Here is a 19321-nt window from a genome sequence, read left to right as displayed (position 1 = left end):
GGCTTTTCGCGGCGGCTTTGGAATATCTGACAAGCCATTGCGAGAAACGGAATTCTTCCGCCCCCGGCACGGCGGGTGGACACCCGCGCGGCGGCACCTCTAGAGTCCTCGGACTTAAATGACTCGCGGCGTAACGGAGGGAACCTCGGAGCTGGTGGAACGCGCGCTCGCCCGGGATGGCGAGGCGCTGCGCGCGCTGGTGGATGCGCTCACCCCCGTCATCCAGGCCCGCGTGGCGCGAGCCCTGCTGCGCCGGGCCGTGGCAGCGAGCGGGCGGAACATCCGCCAGGAAGTGGCGGACCTGACGCAGGACGTGTTCGCCGCCCTCTTCGCCGAGCAGGGCAAGGCGCTGCGGGCGTGGAAGCCCGAGCGCGGCCTGACGCTGGCCAGCTTCGTCGGCTTCGTCGCCGAGCGGCAGGTGGCCTCCATCCTCCGGACGGCGCGGCGCAGTCCCTGGACGGAGGACCCCACGCTGATGGAGGAGCTCGACACCCCCGAGGACCACTCGGGCGTGGAGCTGCGGCTGGAGTCCCAGCAGATGCTGGAGGCCCTCCTGGACCGCCTGCGCGAGGAGCTCAGCCCGCTGGGCCTCTCCCTCTTCGAGCTCATCTTCATCCAGCAGCGCACGGTGCCCGAGGTCTGCGAGCAGATGAGGATGAGCCGGGAGGCCGTCTACGCCTGGCAGAGCCGGCTGGGGAAGCTGAGCCGCCGGCTCGGCGCGGAGCTCTTGTCAGATCCGCACGGCCCGCCGCAAATACGCAAAGTGAGTGACTTCCCATGAGCGACAAACTTCTCCTGGAGCTGGGCCGCGTGGCGCGGGAGCGCCAGCGCGCCGAGTCACGCGACGAGCGCTGGGAGTCACTCACGGAGGGGACGCTCTCGGAAGACGAGCGACGGGAGCTGGAGCGGCTTGCCGCGGAGGACCCCTCCGCCGCGGAGGCCTACGAGGCCCTCCGTCCGCTGGATGCGGCGGCGCGGGAGGGCATCGCCACGCGGCTGGAGCGGGAGCTCGCGGCGGAGCCGGCCCGGGAAGCGGCGCCTCCCGCCCGCTCCGCCCCACCCGCCCCCAGGTCTCGCTGGCGGAGGCTCGCGCCGGCCGTGGCGGCCCTGGCCGCGGCCGCCGCGGTCCTCCTGCTTGCCCTCCCCCGAGAGGCCCCGCCGCTGCCGGGCTATACCCTGTCGGTCTCCAGCGAGCAGGCGGTGCGCGCGGGGGCGACGGAGCCGGAGGTGCCACGCCTGGGCCCCGGCTCGCGGCTCGACGTGCTCCTACGCCCGGAGCAGGCGGTGGAAGGGCCCGTGGAGGTACGCGCCTTCCTCCTGCGGTCGGGCGAGGCGAGGGCCTGGTCACCGCTCCTGGAGCGCTCTCCGGAAGGCGCGGTGCGCATTCGCGGTCCGGTGGAGGCGCTGCTCCCCCTTCCGCCGGGCGAGTGGACCCTGGCCATCGCCGTGGGGCGCCCCGGGACGCTCCCGGAGGCCCCGGGCGAGGTGCTCGCCCGGGTCGAGGAGGGCCGCGCACCGGAGGCGGGCACCTGGAGGCTGCTCACCCGGAAGTTCCTGCTCGTGGACCGCCCATGAGGCGGGCCGCGCTGCTGCTGGCCCTGGCGCTCGTGCTCACCAGCGGGGCCTGCCAGTGCCAACGGCAGGCGCCCGCCGCACTTCCCCCTCCCCCTCCGACGCAGTCGCTGCGCGTCGGGTTCGCCGGCTGCGCCGCCGTCATCGGTGGACCGGTATGTGAGCTCCCCGGGGACCGCCGCCTGCGGCTCTGGGTGGAGCTTCCCGCGCGGGTGGCACTGGCTGTCTCGGCGGGTGGGGCCCGGCTTCCCGTGGAGGAGCGGGAGGCGCCGGGCGGGCGTGCCTGCACCTTCGTCGTGCCAGCCGGAGCCACGGAGGTGGTGCTGGAGGTGGCGCTACCGGGGGGCCCGGCAGTGTGGCGGCTGCCGGTGCGGGAGACGGAGCCGGTGCCACTCCTCCAGCGCGCGACGGCGCTGCGCATGGAGGGGAAGGCCGACGAGGCGGCGCGACTGCTGCGCGAGGAGGCCCCGGCGCTCCCGGACGTCGCTCGCGCACGGGCGAGGAGCCTCCTGGCCCGCGTCGAGCTGTCGCTGGGCCATTCCGAGGAGGCAGTCGCGCTGCTGAGGGAGACGCTGAAGCTCCACCGCGACGCGCAGCGCCGCTCGGACGAGACCAGCGACGCGATGGTCCTCACCTATACGCTCATCCACCATGGGCGCCGCTTCACCGAGGCGCGCGAGGTGCTCGGCGCGCTGGGCCCCCTGGAGGGAAGCCATCCCGAGGGGAGCGCCCATGTGGCCTATCACGAGGGGCTGCTGGCCCTCGAGTCGGGGGACCCCGGCACCGCGCTCAGGCACTTCACCGAGGCGGCGCTGCTCGCGGAGCGGCTGGGCATCGGGCGCATGCAACGGGCGGTGCAGCAGGTGCTGGCGACGACGCTCCAGTCCCTCGGCCGCGACGCCGAGTCCCTCGCGCTGCTGGAGGTGCTGCGTGCGGAGACCGGGGACTCCGACTGTGAAAAGGCGGACCTGCTCACCAACATCGGCTGGGGACTGCTGCTCGCGCGGGAAGCCGGGGGCCCGCCCCGGGGCGAGCCGGAGCCCCCGCTGGAGGAGGCGCTCGCGCTCTACCGCGGCGTGTGTGCCAGCCCCGATGATGAGGCCAATGTCCTCGTGAATCTGGCGCTGGCGGAGCTGCATGCGGGGCGCGCCGAGGCCGCGGCGGCCCGGCTGCGCGAGGCCCGCCGCGCGCGCCCGGAGCCGGGAGCACGCCTCGCCCTGTGGTGGCTGGACCTCGAGGGCCGCATCCTCCTGGCGGCGGGGCACGCGCGCCAGGCACGGCACCGCTTCGCGCGACTGGCGGAGCTGGCCGAGGCGTCGGCGTCACCCGAGGCCCGCTGGCGCGCGGCGTTCGGCCGGGCCCGGGCGGCGGAGCAGCTCGGGGACGTGCGCGCGGCGCTCGCGACCTATGCCCAGGCCGAGGACCTGCTGGACGGCGAGGCCCTGCGGGTGCCGCTGATGGAGGGCAGGCACGTCTTCCTGCGCGAGCGCGAGCGCGGCAGCCGCGCGTACGTGACGCTCGCGGTGAAAGCGGGACACGTCGAGGAGGCCCTGGAAGTGGCGCGGCGCGCGCGGGCGCGGGTACTCGAGGCCGTGCGGCTGTCCGGCCGGGTGACGCACCTCCCGTCGGCGGAGCGCGCCCGGTGGGACAGCGCCCTCTCGGCCTACCGCCAGGAGCGCGAGGCGCTGGATGAAGAGGCCGCGCGGGACTGGCGGCTCTCCGCGGCCCGTCTCGCGGAGGTCCGCCAGGCCCGGCGGCTGCGCGAGGAGCGACTGCGGGCGCTCCTGGAGGAGGCGTTCTCCCTGCTGGCGCCTGCCTCCGCAGTGAGCCCCTCGCGGGGCGCGCGCGCCCGCCCCGTGCCCGGTGAGCTGTGGCTCGTCTACTACCCGGCACCGCGAGGCTGGGTCGGCTTCGCGGCCGACGACCGCGGCGTGACGGCCCGCTTCCTCGAGCCCGTCTCCCCCGGCGCTCCACCCGCGACGCTGGCCGCCACCCTGCTGGAGCCCTTTCACGCGGAGCTGGCCGCGGCGAGGCGCGTCACCCTGGTGCCCTACGGCGTGCTTCGCGCCGTGGACTTCCACGCCCTGCCCTTCAACGGGGACGCACTGGTCGCGGGGCGTCCGGTGGCCTACGCGCTGGACCTGGCGAGATCGGAGTCGAGGCTGGCCGGGGCCGGAGCCCGGGAGCGCACCGCGCTCATCGTCGCGGACCCCGAGGGCAACCTCCCCCAGGCGCGTGAGGAGGCGCGGCGCGTCGACGAAGCGCTGCGGGGGGACTGGCGCGTCCAGATGCTGTCGGGCCCCGCCGCGACGGGCGCCGGGGTTCGCGCAGCCCTCGAGCGCGCGGAGCTCTTCCACTACGCGGGGCATGGGCGCTTCGCCGGGCTCGGCGGGTGGGAGAGCACGATGCCCCTCCACGAGGGGCGGCTGCTGGTGGGGGACGTGCTGGCCCTGCGCCGCGTGCCCTCCTGGGTGGTGCTCTCGGGCTGTGAGACGGTTCGCGCGGCCCAGGACTCCCCGGTGGAGGGCCTGGAACTGGCGCAGGCCTTCCTCGCCGCAGGCGCCCAGGGGGCCGTGGCCGCGTGGCGCGAGGTGGATGACGCGCACGCCATGGAGCTGATGCGGGCGCTCTACCGCGAGGGCGGACCCGGCACCTCCACCGAGCTGCCGGACGCGCTCCGCCGCGCCCAGCTCGAGCTTCGCGCCAGCCGGCCGGAGTCGGACTGGGCCGCCTTCCGCGCACTCGTTCCATGATTCACCCCCTCCGGGAGACACTCACATGAAGTCCGTCCGCTTTCTGGTTGCCGGCATCCTGGCCGTCGGAGTCACGGCCTGCGCGCCCTCGGGAGCAAGCCCCGAGGAGGGAGGGAGCCCGGCCCTGACGCGGGGTACGTTCGCCCTGGATGCCGGCGCGCCGCCCTGCCCCATGATGGGAGGCACCTGCGTCCCCGTGTCGCCTCCCATCCCCCAGGACGCGGCCTGCCCGAGCAACCGTTGGATTGCCGTCCTGGCGGAGGGCATCGACAGCTGTCCGCAGGGCCCTTCCGGCCAGGGAGGCCAGTGGGCCGGGGCGCGGCTGTTCGAGGTCAGCCGGGGCCAGTGGGCACTGCCCCCCGGGCTCGCGCCCTTCTGTTCGTACGACTGGCAGACTCCAGGGGGCGGCCTCCCCTCGCAGCAGGCGGTGACGCTGCTGAAGTCGGGGCTGGGCGCGCGGGCCCTCCGGCTCGACCGCGACTGTCAGGTGGTGGCCCCCATGGGCTCGAGCGCCACCGTCAAGGCCGCCTGGCAGACGCTGCACACGGACTTCCATGCGCAGACGGGACAGCTGGCGGTCCTCCCCCCGGGCGGAACGTTTCAACCCGCGGAGGTGCGCGTCGCCATTGTGGACTCCGCGCCCCACCGCTACAGCGACGGCGAGGCGGTGGAGGACAGGCTCGGTCATGGTCATGCGATGGGCCGCGTCGTGCGCGAGCTGGGCTGTCCGGACGGAAGCCCCGTCTGCATTGCCCAGGTGGCCAACCACCTGGCGCTCCCACAGGTGACGCCGAACGTGAGGGACCTGGCGCATGGAGGCTACTTCGGGGAACAGACGCAGCTGGCGCGGGCCATCCACGCCGCGGTGACTGAGTGGCGCGGCCACAACGCGGGGGAGGTCCCGCCGGGGAAGACGGCGACGCCCCAGCCGCGCCTGGTCGTCAACCTCAGCCTCGCGTGGGACGGGCGCTTCGGCGGCGCCTACAGCGGTGACCTGGTGGAGCAGCTGCCGGCTCCGGTGCGCGCGGTCCATGCCGCCATCACCCATGCCGTCTGCCGCGGGGGCCTGGTCATCGCCGCTGCGGGGAATGATCCGGGCGGACCGGAGCCGGTCTTCGGCGCCATGTACCCCGCGGACTGGGAGCAGAAGCCGGCACCCGCGCTCGCGCAGTGCGAGCCCTTCGAGGGCCTGGGCTACTCGGGCACGGGAGCGTATCCCCCGCTTCCGCCAGCGGGGGCGACTGTCTACCGGCCCCTGGTCTACGCGGTGGGCGGAGTGCGGGGGGACGACGCGCCGCTGGCGAGCACCCGCCCCGGGGGGCGCCCGCGCCTGGCGGCACCCGGCGCGCACGCGCTGGCGACCGACGTCGACGCGACCGGCGCGCTCGTGCCCACGGACATCCTCACGGGAACGTCCGTGTCCACGGCGGTGGTGTCCGGGCTGGTCGCCACCCTCTGGGGCTACCGGCCCGAGCTGTCCGGGCCCGAGCTGATGGAGCGGGTACGTCAGGCCTCGGTCAGCCTGGGCACCCCCGCGGACTTCTGCCTGGGCGGGTCCCCCTGCCCCTGGGCCGTCACGGACCCGCGCCGCGTCATCCGCCGCGTCTCGCTCTGCGAGGCACTGGTGCAAGCCTGTAAGGGAGGGCCCGGGCGCTGTCCGCCTTCCACGCAGCTCCCGGAGTGCACTCCGCGCCCCGCATATGGCTCGCCGCTGCCGTCGCTGGACGAGGGCGCGTGGGCATCCATCGAGTCGAAGCTCACCCGCACCATCGACGGCTCGACGCTCGACGTCGAATTGCCGCCGCTGGCCGTGTGCCGTCAAAGCACGCTGCGCTCCAACCGCTGGCGCTACGACGAGACAGTCTGCCCCTTCCGTCAGTACTACGGCATCCCGCTCCGGCCCTGGACGAACCCGCAGCCGAGCAAGAATCCCTGCATCTGCTGCTGGTTCAGGGCCGACCCCCTGGAGACCCCCGCCCCCACCGCGGTGCTCTACATCAGCATCGACAGCGAGTTTTCGTCACGGAGCCTGGACTCGCCCACGCTGATTTTGAACGACAAGCATACGGTGGACCTCTCCGGCCTGCTGGAGCTCGCCGGGCAGCCCACCCTCGCCGCAGGTGACGAGGTCAAGGTGACAGCCATTCCGCTCGACCCGGACTGGCTCCCCATCAAACGCGCGGTGCTCACGCTGCGCGGCGAGGAGCTCGGCGTCCCGTACTCCACGTTCGACGAGCTGCTCCTGCAATAGCGCGCGTCCTGTGGCAGGGACAGGGAGTTCCCTTCCATCGGTGATTCCGACGTGCATTCAGCAGCTTCGTGACGTAGGAAATCCACGAGGAGGCACCCGTGTTATCGTACGTTTATTTGGTTGCCGCTATCGCCAGCGAGATCGTCGGAACATCCCTGCTGAAGAAGACCGATGGATTCACCCGGCTCTGGCCTTCAGTTGCCTGTCTTGGCGGATATGTGGCCGCATTTGCATTCTTGTCGCAGGCAGTGAAGACAGTGCCAGTAGGCATTGCCTATGCGCTCTGGGCAGGGCTCGGCACCGCCGGCATCGTTGTTATTGGCGCGGTCTTTCTGGGCGAGCCCCTGAGTGCAGTCAAAATCATCGGTGTGGGGCTCATCGTCGCCGGCGTTGTCGTGATCAACCTGGGCGGCGCGCATTGAATCAATTTGAGCTTCGCGGGCGCCCGGGACAGACGCGGTAGGCCCGGGCGCCTCTGAAGGAGGACTTCAGCGCAGCGTCACCTCGCGCTCCTCGGGGTACTTCACCTGGACCTTCTTCATCTGCCCGGCGATGACCGCGAAGACCTCGTAGAGGCTCCGCCGAGCGGCAGGATGGGGGTCTCCTTCAGCGGCACCTGCACGAGCGCCACGTCCAGCTTCCCGGCGCCCCGCTCCACGACCTGCCCCTGCACCCGCCGCCCGTCGTGCAGCACCACGTCCACCGTCTGGCGCCCCTCCACCACGTGCGCGTTGGTGAGGATGAGCCCCTCGCGATTGATGAAGAAGCCGCCCGGTGACGACCTGGGCGACTGCCGGAACGGCGCCGAGGAGGAGCGCGATGAAGAGGAGTGACTTCATGGGACACCTGCGGAGGGGTGAGGAGTCAGCGGCACTTGAGGGCGGCGTCGAAGCTGTCGGCCCGGCAGCTGTAGCCGGAGCAGCACTCGGCACTGGTAGTGCATGGGTTGAGGAAGCTCGTGCAGCACACGCCCACCTCGCAGTCCTTCGTGAACGAGGAGCCGGGGTTGCAGTCGGCGCAGGCGGCGCCGCCGCGGCCACAGGAGGCAGAGTACTGGTCGGAGAAGTCGCGGCAGTCGCCGGACGCGTCGCAGCACCCGTTCGGGCAGCTCTGCGGGGTGCAGCTGGCCACGCATTGCCCGGCCGAGCAGATGGAGTTCGTCTGGGCGGTGCAGTCCCGGCAGGCCGCGCCCCTGAGGCCGCAGACGTCATTGGGGTTGCCTACCTGGCACACGCCCTCCGCGTGAGTCACGAAGTGTGTGGGAGGCGATGCTCGAAACCGCACACCTCGCTCGTCTGTCAAATGCACGCGTCCGCGCGTCGACACAGGCCCGCAACCGTGGGGCGGGGGAACCTGGCGTGTGAGGCCGCGTTGCGTGGCCTGGATGCCGCTCCCCACCTTCTCCGCACAGAACCCACGGCAGAGGAGGCCAAGATGTTCTCGTTCAGACTTCCATTCGTGCTTGCTGTCTCCGCGGCGCTGAGCTTCGCGGCCGGTTGCTCCAAGAATGCGACGACCTCGCAGGGAGGCGAGCAATCCACCGCCCAGCAGTATCCACCGGGGCCGACCGCGGAGGGCGAGGACGTACCCGCCCGGGCCGAGATCGAGCGGGACTGTCCCATGACGGTCCCCGGGGCCCAGGCGCGAGCGGAGGATTCGCAGGAGGGGGTGGCCCTCGTCATCGTCACCTCCGAGGAAGACCAGGTGGCGGACCTTCGCGAGCGCAGCCGCAACATGATGCAGCGGCAGCAGGAGCACGGCGTCTCGGGGCGCCGCGGGCTGGAGCAGGCTCCCGGGATTGAATACCAGGGCATGGGCGGCGGCGGCCTCCAGGGCACCGCGGGCTCGCCGAGCGTGCCTTCCGTCTCCCGCCTGGAGGAAATCCCCGGGGGCGTCACCATCACCTACACCGCCGCCGAGTCCAAGCATCAGGAGCGACTGAGCTCGGAGATCCACCAGAACGCGGAGCTGATGAAGCCGGGGCAGTGCCCGGGAATGGCGCCGCCGGAGAAGTGAGAGCGGACCTGCCGTCAGTCAGGTGGAGAGGGCCCGGGACGACCTCCCGGGCCCTCGGAAGTCACGGTGACGCGGGCACGACCGTCCACGCGCGCTCGACGGTCGCCGAGCCCCAGGTGAGGTGAACCGTCGAGCCTCCCGGCGCGACGCCCTCCAGACACAGGCCGTCGGAGAAGGCCCTCCGGCTGAACACCAGCGAGTCACCGCTGAGTGTCACGCGCGGTCGGGTGGGAGGCTTCCCGAGAATCACCACTCCGCCCACGCCCAGCGGAGTGAGCGCCTCCGCGCACTTCGCCGTACCGCCGGGCAGGGTCTGCGCCTCCAGGCCCCGGATGCCAGTGATTGCCGAGGCATCTCGCACCTGGATGGTCAGGGTGTCCGCCCCCAGGGGAGACGACACGGTCAGCGTGTGCGGCACCGTCCCGGAGGCCAGGACATCGGGAGCGCTCACGCGGGAGAGGGCCTCGGGGGTATCCGTCGCGATGCGCAGCGGGGCAACGCCATGGAGCACGGTGCCGCTCGTGCGCGTGTAGCTCGCCGCCATCGTCGCCTTCGAGCGGATGAACAGCTCCACCGAGGGGCCTCGCTGCGTCGGACTCCCGGCCTCGGCGCGAAGGGTATAGGCGATGCGGTCCACCTTCCGGGCGTCGATGTCGAGCTCACCCTCGTCGTCGAGGTTGTCCGCGTGGAAGCTCAAGCCGTGCGAGCCCTCGGCCAGGGGCTTCACCGTCATCACCATCCTGGAGCCCACGCAGCGCCCGCCCTCGACAGCCAGCCCCGCGCTCGGCCCGGGCGGAAAGACGCTCCAGTCCCACGCGGGGTCCTGCTCGAAGGTGAGCTGCTGCGGAGCCCCGAGGGAGATGGGCACCGGCGACAAGCCCAGCTCCAGCGAGAGCAGGAGCTTCGTCGTGAGTCCCACCCCGACGAGCTGGTCCTCGCCCAGCACCCCTCCGTCGGGGGCGGGGTCGCGATGTTCGATGCGCCAGTCGGAGTCGATGTAGCAGTCCCCGTCCAGGAACCAGGGGTACTCGCACCGTCCGTCGGAGACGCTGCCAGGACAGTTGCTGCCCAGAGGAATCTCCTCCGCGAGCTCCGTGCCCCCATCCAGAATCACCGAGCCGAGAACAGGCGGCGTGCCTGCATCCAAGCCGCCCACGAAGAACGAGCGCGTCAGGCCGCGCCCGTCTCCGAGCCGCGCGTACACGTCGCACGTCTCCCGGCCCACCAGCTCGAACTGGAAGTCACGGCCCGTGAGGCTGAAGGGCAGCGGGCCGTCAATCTCCACTCCCGACAGGACCGGCGCACACTCCTTCCCCGCCACGGTCACCGTCGCCTTCGCACCTCGGTCATGGATACAGACGGAGTGACCTCCCGCCGTCGTCCCCACGACGATGGCGCGCGGCTGTCTCCCGCGTGCGGGCTCCTCGGTCAGCGTGAGCTCCAGCGTCTCCGGGGCGTAGACGAGGAACTCCACGGAGCCGCCGCCAACGAGCGTCCAGGAGTACGTTCCGGGCTCGGAGGGTGCGAGGGCCTCGCCCCTCCCGTCCACCTGCTGCGTCAGCGCGAAGCCTGGTGCGTCCACCAGCGAGACGTCACCCACCGTCAGCGACGTGTCTCCGGAGTTCGCCTGGAGGTCGAAGCCGAAGCGGCTGCCCGCGGGGACTGGATGGACGGCGCGAGAGTCGAAGGCGTCGCAGTGGACCGAGACCCGCGCCTCCGTGACGGTCATCGCCTGGAACCAGGCCTCCACGGTGTGGGGAGCGCCGCGCGGGTCGAGGTACTCGACGGTGAGCTTCCCCCTTCCCTCCTCCTTCGCCCTCATGCGGATGAGCGCGGCGCCGGCCTCCACCCGTTGCTCCCCCAGCTCGAAGCGGTCACCCGACATGGAGACGCTGACCAGGGTCGCCACGTCCTGGTCCGGGCAGACCCTCAGCGGCGGGGCGCCGACGAGGCACTCGCCGACGGACACGAGCACCTCCGCGCCCACGGGCAGGGTGAGGACCGGGACGTCGTCCTCATCGCCCCCCGGGCCCGCACGACCACAGCCCACGGAGGAGAACGCCAGGACCAGCAGGAGGACACAGGCGGAACGGAGCATGCGTCCACTTTACGCGCGCCCGTACCGGAAAGCCGAGCTCGCCTGCCCTCGGGCGCCCTCCCCTCCAGATGCCGCTCACGTCACCGGACGCCAGCGGCATGACGTGGAGAGCCAGGCCGCTGCGCCTGAGCGTCCGTTGGCGGCCTCAGGACCGTCGACGTGGCGACGGGCGGAGCCTCGCGGGGACCGCGCTCCGCGCCTTGCCTCCCGCCAGCACGATGAGCGCCAGCAGACTCCAGCCGAGCCCACCTGGGGCCGCGCCACAGCCTCCGTCGTCCGATGGCCGCGCAGGCTCCTCGGGATCGGGGACGACTTCCGCGCAGGGCGCGCCGGTGGCCGCTCCCGTGATGCAGAGCTGCCCGTATCGGCCCGTGCCCTCATGGTGGCCATCCACCACCGCAATCACGACGTGGGTCGCATCCGATGCGGCCACCTGCGCGCTCAGCACGCCAGGACCTTCGGCTCGAGAGACGCGCAGCACGGCGTCGGCCGTCACCGCGGCCACCAGCAAGTGGAGCTTCGGCGGGTCCTCCACGGTATCGGGCGTAAAGGTGGCCAGCACCTGCGCCGAGCCGCCCGGCACCTCGAAATACCGCGTCGCCGCGGGAGGCACCCGGACCTGGGCCTCCTCGGTGGGAAGCGTCCTGGACGCGAGCACCAGGCCATCGTAGCCACCGCCCCGCGCATAGCCGCCCTCTGCACCCGCCCGCGCGCCCGTGGCGAGGTTCCACTGCGCGAACTCGGCGAAGGCGGTGTCGAAGTCCGCCCCCCACTCACGGCGAAGGACGGTGTCCACCAGGACAGGCCAGCGAGCGGCGGGCGCCACCACGCTCTCCTCCCACATCGCCCGGACGACCCGGTCGCCAAAGCGCTCGCCCAGGTACTGGAAGAAGAGTCCCGCACCATAGCTGAAGGACACGGCGGGGCCCGTCGGGTCCACCACCAGGCTCCGGTCTGGCCGCGAGAGATACGACGAAGAGAACGACTCCAGGTCATCGAGCGAGGAATCGAAGCGCTCGCTGGCCCACACCGCCGAGCCCTCCGACGCCACGTTGCCCAGCCCGGGCCGATAGGCCGCCTGCACCGCGTGGAAGAACTCGTGGCTCGCCAGGATGTTCACCGCCGCCTCGAAGGAGGGGTAGCTGTAACCCGCGAAGTCATTCTCCTGGAGCATGTGCCCGACGCAGCGAGCACCCTCCTCTTCGTCCTCGCAGCCCTCCAGCCGGAAGGCGCCATCCGCCCTGCCCGCGAAGTCCACGAGGTACACGTCGAACAGCCCATCCCCGCCGTGGTCCTCGCCCACCGAGGCGTCGTCGCCCGGCAGCAGGAACCCCAGCTCCAGGTAGAAGGCGGCCACCCGGTCATAGGCGTGCGCGACGACGTCCACCGCGTCGGGCACGCCATTGCCATCCACGTCGCCTGCCACCACGGCGTTGGGCCCGACGCGGGAGAAGTGGACCCGGAAGCGCCCCGCTGGGGACACCACCGACTCCACCTGCTCCTCCACGCCGAAGCGCGGAGGCACCGCCTCCGGTGAGGTGGGGCGCGCTCCTGCCTGCAGCCCCTCTCGCCATTCAGCGAACGGCTCATGACGCTCATGCGGCTCACGCGACGCCTGCACGGGGCCACACCCCAGGGGAAGCAACAGGAGCAACGCCCCGAGTCTCATGGCAGGAACGCCCACTTGATGCGAATGGCGCCGGAGCCGCTCGGCTGCGGCACGCTGCCCGTCTGGTTGCAGACCTGCTGCGCCGAGGGCTCGTAGTAGGAGGTGACCTCCAGCTTCACGTGGCGACCATCCGCCAGCCGGATGACGAAGACGCGACCCGTCATCTGCACGCAGCTCGTATAGGCCCAGAACCCGCCCAGCTGCGTCAAGGGCCCGTTGAGGCCGGAGTCATCCGGGATGAGCGTGCAGGCAGTGTCGAACCAGGCCTCGGTCTTGAACTCCATGGCGGCGTTCACCGCCGTCACCGACGCGAACGTCGTGCCCTCGGGCGTGTTCGCCACCGAGACGCAGGACGGACCGGACGTGCCGCTGTTGACGCGCAGGGTGTAGCGACGGACCGCGAGGTCCCAGTCCGTGGACCCGAGCGACTCCTGGTCGTGGATCTGCACGGGGGTCAGCCCCTGCGGCGTGAAGCGGAGGTAGGAATAGGACATCGTCGGCGACAGGCCGCCCGCGCGCGAGTCGACGAAGGTGAGGAACTCGCCCGACGTCGTGCCCTCCTCGCGAACCTCACCCGTCGACACCGTGGTCAGCAGGTCCAGCCGGTCGATTGTCTGGTCCTTGCACCACACGTCGCTCGGGCCACACACCTCGGGCTCTGTGCCCGCGTCCGGCTGGAGATCCGTTGGCCCGTCGTCGCCACAGCCAGCCAGCAGCGCCAGCGACACGGCCACGGCGACGAGGACCCACAGCCCCTGCTGTCCGGCGCGCCTGGGCATCGCCTGTTCGGTATGACTCATCATCTTCTTGCCCCTCTCCCTGTTCGGACTGCGTGACTCGTTCCAGGGCCTGGCACCTGGCCCTCTCGATGGATGGCAACCTACTTGATAACGATTCTCATTTTCAATACTGAATCATGAGCACCCCTGTTTCCCGAGGAGGAAGCCCCCTTCCCGAGAGGCGTGGAGGCAGATTTACCCCTCACGACTCCCGTGCGAGAAAGCCCCCATGTCCAACTGGAAGCACCTGCAGAAGCTCAACGGCGGCGAGGCCATCTGGCACTCGGACCCCCAGCTCTCACTGAAGGGCGAGGTCTGGCTCTATTCGGCGGGCGGCGAGCTCCGGGTCTGGAGCGATGGAACCCTCCACAAGCCGGAGCCCCAGGCGCTGAAGCTCACCACGCCCGTGAAGGAGCGCTTCACGCTCTTCAAGCCGCTGTCGCTCCTCTTCGTCGACGTGGAAGTACGAGGCAGCCAGGCGGTGGTCCGCCGCGGCACCATGAACGGCGCCTATCTGCTCTCGCTCGTGGAGGCGACGGACGTCGAAGCGCTGGTGGCGCGCTACCGGACGCTCGGCTTCCGCGACGGCAACCCCTGGAACGCGACGAAGAAGCGAGTGGCGATACGTGAGTACCGGAAGGGCCCATCGACCGGTTGGGCCATCTCCGTCGATGGGGACCGGACCATCGAGGCGTATCGCAACGAGACAGTCGCCGCGAGCCACGAGGAAGCCATCGAGCGGGCGGAGAAGCTCATTCGCGCCAAGGAGAAGGAGGGCTTCGTCCTGCACACGGTCGATCTCCGGGATGCGAAGTATCCCAATCCCGAACCGAAGGCTCCGAAGGGCTCCCCGAAGAAGTCCCCCGCGCCCAGGAGCCCCTCCTTCGCGAAGCCCCAGGACGCCTACGCGGCCGCCGACACGGCCATCGCGATGCTGAAGGACCTCCACGAGCGCTTCCCCCAAGCGCACTTCGTCGCGGAGCAGCTGGACTTGAAGAAGGAGCCCGGGCGGATGGACTCCCTCGACCAGCAGTTGTCCATCTTCAAGCGCGAGTACAAGCACCGCATCGGGAGCTGGAACGGGGCGAAGGCGCTCAAGCCCAGGAAGAGCGAGTCGAGCTGGGACTACTTCCTGCGCGTGTACGGCTCCATCACCTGGATCGTGGACAACGTCGTCGACAACGGCCTGCCCACGTTCCCCTGCGGCAACGTCACGGGCGGCGGCTGGAGCTGCCTGGAGATAGCCGACGACATCTACGAAATCGACGGGCTCGTCGAGGCCACCGGGAATAAGGACCTGGAGAACCTCTTCGTGTTCCACGGCGGGTGGCACATCGGCAGGTCCTTCGCCTTCGACCACCGCACGAAGTCTCCGACGGGTGAGCACGCCGTCGTTCCGTTCGACGAGAGCCTGCAAGCGCTGCCGAAGAAGACGCCTCCCGCGCGCATCCAGCCCTTCGGCTTGTGGCTCCACAAGCACGTGTCACGACTCACGGACATCGCGGAGGAAAACCTGCGCGAAGGCCTCTGATCCCGCCTTCGGCTCTCCCGCACCTCGTGTGATGCCCTGGGCGGTCGTCACCTCGGTCGCGGGCGTTCCCATGAAGTGCCGTCCCTCCACGGGACTCCTACGGACGGTGAAGGCGCCGTGCGCATCGACGCGAGCGCCACGCCTCCACGCCGAACGGCTCCAGCGCACCGCGGAGAAGCGGAGCTGAAGGCCGAGCGTACGCAGGTACTGTAGCCATCGACGCTACAAGTACCTCGGGCTTGTAACCCGGCATGTCACTGCAGCCGTCACCTCCTCCTGCCATTCCGAAGCGTTCCGCGTTGGCACAGTGCCTGCGTAGCGAGGCGTGGCCGCGCAGAGGTGTCGCGGTCATGGACCCACTCTCGGGAAGCGGAGATGAAGTGGCAGCTCAGCAATGGCTCGGCGGTCTTCCAGCCAGCGCTCGTGCTGGCGCTATCACCGGCAGTCCTGGCTCTGGCGACCGCGCAAGCAGCCGGACACCGGCTTCCGAGTGCACCTGGGAGCGTCCATCCACTGCATCAATGAAAGGAAAGCTTCCATGAAGATGATGGCCGGAGTTCTTGTCAGCCTGGTGATGATGCTGACCGCCTGTGATTCCACGTCCGGTGCGGACCAGGCTCTCGAAAATGGAGCTGTGTCCTCCGAACAGCACGAGCGGACGCAGGAGTTCTCGGCCGTGCAGGGAGACTGCACGGCCAGCATCTACTGTGGGAACTGGGCCTCCTGCACCGGCTCGAATGGAGCTTGCTCGGTCAATCCAGCTGGGTTCGGAAGTGTGACCTGCACCAATAGTGGTGGGACCAATACGACGTTCTGTAACCCCATCGTCCAGCCCACGTGCGGCTGTAGCCGGGACAACTGCTGCTCCGAGGTCTGTGCCCTGGATCCAGACTGTGGCACCTGCGTCGCGGGCAGGTCCTGCACTTCGGATAGCCAGTGCGGCGGCACGATGAGTGGCCGGTGCAATGCGGTGACCCGCAAGTGCAGCTGCATCATCGGCTAGCGTCTGAACCGCTGACGGTGGCCCGCCTCGGAAAGTTCCGAGGCGGGCCACGATGCCGCCCGGCTTCGCGGAGCCCAGGCGGTCCACGTCGAACGAGAAGCACGGCGACCCGCTGAAGCGCTGAGCGCCGCGAAAGCGAGAGTCCTCCTGAAGGCCGGTGGTATACGCGCCGCCGGACCTTCAGCGAGAGGACAGCCGTGGAGAACAACGCCTTCCGGGGAGTGGTGCACAGCGGCTGTTTCACCGATGAGCGCAACCTGGCGCTCGTCGTCAGCCACCCGCATCCGGACAATGACCACGGAGGCGGACCCGGCCCCGTCGGGAACTGGCGCGAGCCCTACGACACGGAGGCGTACGCGTCCCTCGTCGACTCGGGCTTCGACCCCGAGGATGCGGACTTCGACCCCGAGGACTCGGGCTTCGACCCCGGGGATGCCACCTACGAGGTCCGCGAGTTCCGGAACGTGGCGGTGTGCACGGAGGGCGTCTGGTCGCTGGAGGAACTGCCAGGCTCCGGAACCATCGACACGCTGTTCCGGCTGGGGACTCACGGCTACGGCGCGCTGCTCTCTTACGGTGGCTCGGCCTGGTTCGCGGCCATTCGCGCGGACGGAGCAGGCCGCTGGGAGGGCCTCGACTACGCGGGGCTGCCGGCGGGGCTGGTCGACACGCGTGCGTGCTTCAGCGGTGCCGACATCGTGCTCGCCGGGAGTCGGTCATTCGAGCCCGACGCTCCGTCCGAGGTCGGCCTGCTCGTGCGCGGCGAGGGCGTCATGAGGTGGACGCACTCACTGGGACAAGTCCCAGGTCGGGTGCTCGCGCTGGACAGCCGCCTCGGTGAAGACGGGACGCGAGTCCTCTATGCGGGAGGCCGGAGCCTCTGGATGTATTCGGGGGACCAATGGCGGGATGTCCATCCCTACCTGGGGAGCGAGGTGGTCTTCCTCCGCTGCTTCCCCTCGGGCGAGGTCATCGCGGGCACGGCGCGAGGCGACGTCATCGCGGGGACGGCGGAGGGCTGCCGCGTCCTCGGGCGCGTCGGTCGCATCCACACCGCCGAGCGGTGGGGTGGCGAGCTCTACGTGGCGGACTCGGAGCGGGTCTACCGCTGGGACGGGTCCGGCTTCGAGCGGTGCGCTACGCCCCTGGTGGCCGCCGCGGGCAACTGGCCCGACGTGGGGCGACTGTCCTCGGGAGGTGGCCGCCTCTGGCTGGCGGGAAGTCACGTCGTCGCGTCGAGCGCTGACGGCAGGACCTGGACAGCGCACCCGGTGCGCTGACCCACGACGGTCAGCGCGCCCGTCGCCCTCCCCTACTCCAGCGTCAGGGCCTGCGGCTGGGAGAAGGTCTTCTTCATGGGCGCCGTCGGTCCGCTGTTGAGCACGCACTGGCCGGCCACGGGCTCGCTCCATTCACAGCCGGAAGCGGGGTTGCCCCAGTCACTGGTGATGTTGAGCCAGCTCAGGCTTCCGGTGTACGAGCCCAGCGGCTGCCAGGGGAAGACCACCGGCCGCACCCAGCCGTCCCAGGCGAGGCCGCGGCTCGTGTCGTCGGCGAGGAAGTCCCCGTTGGGCAGGTTCTGGTAGATGTGCCGGGCCGCGTCCGGGTAGAGGCCATGCGAGCCCAGCGCCGCGTACGCCTCCGGGTGCCAACCCAGCACGGCCAGCTCCTTGGCGCCGAAGAGGAAGGTCTGTCCGCTCGCGTGCTGGCTCAGGTACACCGCGTACGGCCGGCCGTCGATGAGCCGCACCGTCAGGTGCTCCCAATCCCCCACGTGGTTGCCAAAGGTGGAGTAGCCGCCCGCGCAGCCCCAGGGCGAGTACCAGCCGATGCACACCCGCTTGCCATTGTTGTATGGATAGAAGTTCCAGTAGATGAGGTCGGTGATGTTCGTGGGCGCGCCCTGGCTCGTGCGGTGGACAACCTCCACGTACATGGGCACGGGGACCTGGTCCGGCCGCTGGCCGTCGAGGAACTGCGGGTCCGTGCAGGAGTCACAGCCCAGGGGCTGCCGGGTCACGAGGTAGCCGTTCTGCTCCTGCACGTTGGGCAGGAAGAACTCGACCGAGGAGGGGAAGTAGTACTCGCCGGCGTGCAGCCAGATGCGGGGCGCGAACTGGAGCGCCGTCGCCCCGTCGACTGGAAGCCCCTGCAGCTCGGGGTTGGCGGTGGCGCTCTTGTTGAGGACCCAGGCGCGGCCGCCGTCGGGATTGCCGTAGTTGCCCTGACCCTTGAAGGTGGACAGGGCCAGGCCGCGGGGGTCGTCCGTCCGGGGCCCCACCTGCCACAGGCCCACGTCGTAGTCCGCGCCAGAGCCGCCGTCGTTCCACACCCAGCTGAAGCTGCCCGGGAGCACGTACTCGCTCTTCACGCACCGGATGAGGTCGGTGGAGGGCTTGCCGTAGCCTAGAACGGTGACAGTGCCCAGGCAGGTGTAGCCCGCTGGAGGCACAGGGTCCCAGAAGGAGACGTCATGGGCGCCACCCGAGCCCCAGTCGCTCCAGATCCAGTTGTAGTCGACCGGGCGCGCCAGCGTGTCCCCCTCACCGGCGACCACGAAGGTCATCCGGGGCGCCACGCCATGAGAGGGCATGGCCACGTCTCCGAGCGAGAAGTAGCCCGGATACGCACCGAGGTTCGGCCGCCAGACGGAGACGTTGTTGCTCGCCCCCGTCTCGTAGTCGTCGTAGAGCCACTGGAGCTGGGTGGCCGCCTGGACCCAGAGGCGCTGCGGGAAGCGCAGCAGGGCCTTGTCCGCGCTGAGGGTGAACTCGGCGCTCTGGCCGGGAGCGGCGGTCGCCGCGACGAGCTTGTAGGTTCCGGCCGACAGCACCCGGGAGATTCTCGAGTGCGTGCCGCCACCACCATCGTCATCCTCCGCGAGCACGTTGCCGTTCGCGTCCAGCAGGTAGAGATAGGAATTGGCGGACGAGGTGAGCTGGAAGGTCACCGTCTCGCTCGGGCCCTCGAAGTCCACGATGAGCTGCCGGTTGGCGGCGCTGAGTGGGGCCCTCCCGCCGGAGCCGCTCCACCGGCCATACACGGTGTTGCCGAAGCGGACACCGCCATGTGCGGGCTGCGTGGGAGCGAAGACCTGGACCTCGGCGAGGCTCAGGATGCCCGTGCCGTCCAGCTGCACCCGGACGTACCGGGCCGGGCGGTTGATGGCGAACGTGGACTGCACCGGGGCGACACCGGCGAAGGGGTAGTCCTGCCAGCTCATCCCGTCATCCGAGACGCGGACCCTGAAGTTCTGCAGCCGCTCCGAGCAGCAGTCGGTGCGGTTGTAGAGGACCACGTTGGAGAGGGGCTGGATGCCCTGGAGGTCGACCTGCCACCAGGGTTGGAGCTGGTTGTCGGTGTGGGTGACGGAGTTGTGACCCCAGTTGCCACTGGTGTTGCCATCCACCGCGCGCATCGCCTCGCCGCCACCGTGTGGATAGTTGCTCGACTGGAGCGCCGGCTTGCCGAGCGCGAGGTTGGCGCCCAGCGCCGCCTCTACTTCGTCAACGGGGCCTTCGCCGAGCAGCTCGGCTTCGGTGAGGTCCTCCGAGGTGCATGCGCCGAGGAGCGCGGCGCCCGCGAGGCAAGAAAGCCATCGGAGTCGGATTGTTCGAGACAGTGCCATGAGCCACCTGTGGGGACGCGC

Annotated in this window: 14 protein-coding genes; 9 read left to right on the top strand and 5 right to left on the bottom strand. The window is 70.5% G+C overall.

What is annotated here, in order from left to right; all coding sequences use genetic code 11:
* Window positions 1-118: 118 nt before the first annotated feature.
* The 5 genes from G4D85_RS32880 (at window position 119) to G4D85_RS32860 (ending at window position 6998) form a co-directional block, all read left to right on the top strand.
* Window positions 119-781, top strand: a complete 663-nt coding sequence (locus tag G4D85_RS32880; RefSeq protein ID WP_164018024.1) for an RNA polymerase sigma factor — start codon at window positions 119-121, stop codon at window positions 779-781.
* Window positions 778-1575 (top strand): hypothetical protein, encoded by a 798-nt coding sequence (locus G4D85_RS32875; RefSeq protein WP_164018023.1) that lies wholly within the window; start codon window positions 778-780, stop codon window positions 1573-1575. Before G4D85_RS32880 ends, G4D85_RS32875 begins: the two co-directional genes overlap by 4 nt.
* Window positions 1572-4325 carry a CHAT domain-containing protein gene (locus tag G4D85_RS32870; protein ID WP_164018022.1) on the top strand — a complete coding sequence of 918 codons (2754 nt, stop codon included), beginning with the start codon at window positions 1572-1574 and terminating at the stop codon, window positions 4323-4325. The genes G4D85_RS32875 and G4D85_RS32870 overlap by 4 nt, the downstream gene beginning before the upstream one ends.
* Before the next feature lie 25 nt (window positions 4326-4350).
* A complete protein-coding gene (locus tag G4D85_RS32865) occupies window positions 4351-6576 on the top strand; it encodes a S8/S53 family peptidase (RefSeq protein ID WP_164018021.1) in 2226 nt (741 codons plus the stop codon).
* A gap of 98 nt (window positions 6577-6674) precedes the next feature.
* On the top strand, window positions 6675-6998 hold the full coding sequence (locus G4D85_RS32860; protein ID WP_164018020.1) for a DMT family transporter: 324 nt from the start codon (window positions 6675-6677) through the stop codon (window positions 6996-6998).
* 116 nt (window positions 6999-7114) lie between these two features.
* On the opposite strand, the gene G4D85_RS32855 is transcribed toward G4D85_RS32860, so the two are convergent.
* Window positions 7115-7318, bottom strand: coding sequence for a trypsin-like peptidase domain-containing protein (locus G4D85_RS32855; protein ID WP_338052924.1), 204 nt, complete (start codon window positions 7316-7318; stop codon window positions 7115-7117).
* Window positions 7319-7522: 204 nt separating this feature from the next.
* Between G4D85_RS32855 and G4D85_RS32850 the strand changes: the two genes are divergently transcribed.
* Both G4D85_RS32850 and G4D85_RS32845 read left to right on the top strand, forming a co-directional pair.
* Window positions 7523-7822, top strand: coding sequence for a hypothetical protein (locus G4D85_RS32850; RefSeq protein ID WP_205525818.1), 300 nt, complete (start codon window positions 7523-7525; stop codon window positions 7820-7822).
* A 188-nt stretch (window positions 7823-8010) separates the two neighbouring features.
* Window positions 8011-8592, top strand: a complete 582-nt coding sequence (locus G4D85_RS32845) for a hypothetical protein (protein ID WP_164018018.1) — start codon at window positions 8011-8013, stop codon at window positions 8590-8592.
* 61 nt (window positions 8593-8653) lie between these two features.
* Here G4D85_RS32845 and G4D85_RS32840 read toward each other — a convergent pair whose 3' ends face one another.
* The 3 genes from G4D85_RS32840 to G4D85_RS32830 form a co-directional block, all read right to left on the bottom strand.
* Complete coding sequence (locus tag G4D85_RS32840) at window positions 8654-10690, bottom strand: hypothetical protein (protein WP_164018017.1); 2037 nt, start codon at window positions 10688-10690, stop codon at window positions 8654-8656.
* 145 nt (window positions 10691-10835) lie between these two features.
* Window positions 10836-12359 carry an MXAN_6640 family putative metalloprotease gene (locus G4D85_RS32835; protein ID WP_164018016.1) on the bottom strand — a complete coding sequence of 508 codons (1524 nt, stop codon included), beginning with the start codon at window positions 12357-12359 and terminating at the stop codon, window positions 10836-10838.
* The gene (locus G4D85_RS32830) at window positions 12356-13159 is read right to left on the bottom strand and encodes an HmuY family protein (protein ID WP_240359636.1); all 804 of its coding nucleotides are present in this window, start codon (window positions 13157-13159) and stop codon (window positions 12356-12358) included. The genes G4D85_RS32835 and G4D85_RS32830 overlap by 4 nt, the downstream gene beginning before the upstream one ends.
* A gap of 208 nt (window positions 13160-13367) precedes the next feature.
* Between G4D85_RS32830 and G4D85_RS49800 the strand changes: the two genes are divergently transcribed.
* Both G4D85_RS49800 and G4D85_RS32815 read left to right on the top strand, forming a co-directional pair.
* A complete protein-coding gene (locus G4D85_RS49800; protein WP_240359635.1) occupies window positions 13368-14669 on the top strand; it encodes a hypothetical protein in 1302 nt (433 codons plus the stop codon).
* A gap of 1200 nt (window positions 14670-15869) precedes the next feature.
* Window positions 15870-16952, top strand: a complete 1083-nt coding sequence (locus G4D85_RS32815; RefSeq protein ID WP_164018014.1) for a hypothetical protein — start codon at window positions 15870-15872, stop codon at window positions 16950-16952.
* Between the two features lie 32 nt (window positions 16953-16984).
* Here G4D85_RS32815 and G4D85_RS32810 read toward each other — a convergent pair whose 3' ends face one another.
* Window positions 16985-19300 carry a Vps62-related protein gene (locus tag G4D85_RS32810; RefSeq protein WP_240359634.1) on the bottom strand — a complete coding sequence of 772 codons (2316 nt, stop codon included), beginning with the start codon at window positions 19298-19300 and terminating at the stop codon, window positions 16985-16987.
* Between the last annotated feature and the right edge of the window lie 21 nt (window positions 19301-19321).

This window comes from Pyxidicoccus trucidator (assembly GCF_010894435.1).
Taxonomy (GTDB): domain Bacteria; phylum Myxococcota; class Myxococcia; order Myxococcales; family Myxococcaceae; genus Myxococcus; species Myxococcus trucidator.
Note: the sequence above shows the minus strand (reverse complement) of the source record. Positions and strands in the feature narration are given on the sequence as shown.

What these genes read in the sequence shown, in the direction of transcription:
- G4D85_RS32880 (WP_164018024.1), top strand. Translation starts at nt 119, where the DNA reads ATGACTCGCGGCGTAACGGAGGGAACCTCGGAGCTGGTGGAACGCGCG.
- G4D85_RS32875 (WP_164018023.1), top strand. Translation starts at nt 778, where the DNA reads ATGAGCGACAAACTTCTCCTGGAGCTGGGCCGCGTGGCGCGGGAGCGC.
- G4D85_RS32870 (WP_164018022.1), top strand. Translation starts at nt 1,572, where the DNA reads ATGAGGCGGGCCGCGCTGCTGCTGGCCCTGGCGCTCGTGCTCACCAGC.
- G4D85_RS32865 (WP_164018021.1), top strand. Translation starts at nt 4,351, where the DNA reads ATGAAGTCCGTCCGCTTTCTGGTTGCCGGCATCCTGGCCGTCGGAGTC.
- G4D85_RS32845 (WP_164018018.1), top strand. Translation starts at nt 8,011, where the DNA reads ATGTTCTCGTTCAGACTTCCATTCGTGCTTGCTGTCTCCGCGGCGCTG.
- G4D85_RS32840 (WP_164018017.1), bottom strand. Translation starts at nt 10,690, where the DNA reads ATGCTCCGTTCCGCCTGTGTCCTCCTGCTGGTCCTGGCGTTCTCCTCC.
- G4D85_RS32835 (WP_164018016.1), bottom strand. Translation starts at nt 12,359, where the DNA reads ATGAGACTCGGGGCGTTGCTCCTGTTGCTTCCCCTGGGGTGTGGCCCC.
- G4D85_RS32830 (WP_240359636.1), bottom strand. Translation starts at nt 13,159, where the DNA reads ATGAGTCATACCGAACAGGCGATGCCCAGGCGCGCCGGACAGCAGGGG.
- G4D85_RS49800 (WP_240359635.1), top strand. Translation starts at nt 13,368, where the DNA reads ATGTCCAACTGGAAGCACCTGCAGAAGCTCAACGGCGGCGAGGCCATC.
- G4D85_RS32810 (WP_240359634.1), bottom strand. Translation starts at nt 19,300, where the DNA reads ATGGCACTGTCTCGAACAATCCGACTCCGATGGCTTTCTTGCCTCGCG.